We start from the raw sequence: 553 nt of genomic DNA on the forward strand, positions 1-553 counted from the left end.
GCGCCGACAACAAGTTCGAAGGCCTGGCGGCGCAGGACGACGCGGTTGAACTGTCCGGCCAGCTCAATGCGTTGGCGGTGGCCTTGATCAAGATCGCCAACGATTTGCGCTGGATGAATGCCGGACCCTTGGCAGGGCTGGGCGAGATCGAATTGCCTGCGCTCCAGCCAGGCAGTTCCATCATGCCGGGCAAGGTCAATCCAGTGATCCCCGAGGCCACGGTGATGGCATGCGCGCAGGTGATCGGCCACCACACCGCGATCACGGTGGCTGGGCAGACCGGCAATTTCCAGTTGAACGTCGCCTTGCCGCTGATCGCTTACAACCTGCTCGATGCGATCACCTTGCTGGGCAACGTGGCGCGGCTGCTGGCCGATAGCGCCATCGCTGGACTGAAGGTGCGCCAGGAGCGCGTGCGCGAAGCCCTGGACCGCAATCCGATCCTGGTCACCGCGCTCAATCCCATCATCGGCTACGAGAAAGCTGCGGCGATCGCCAAGCGCGCCTACAAGGAACAGCGGCCAGTGCTGGAGATCGCCAAGGAAGACAGCGG

At 63.7% G+C, this 553-nt stretch carries 1 protein-coding gene; it reads left to right on the forward strand.

Going from position 1 to position 553, the window contains the following annotated elements; translation table 11 throughout:
• Window positions 1-553 (forward strand): lyase family protein (locus CKY51_RS22270; RefSeq protein ID WP_244952573.1); only part of this gene is annotated, 553 nt, incomplete at both ends.

This window comes from Xanthomonas maliensis (assembly GCF_009192945.1).
GTDB lineage: Bacteria > Pseudomonadota > Gammaproteobacteria > Xanthomonadales > Xanthomonadaceae > Xanthomonas > Xanthomonas maliensis.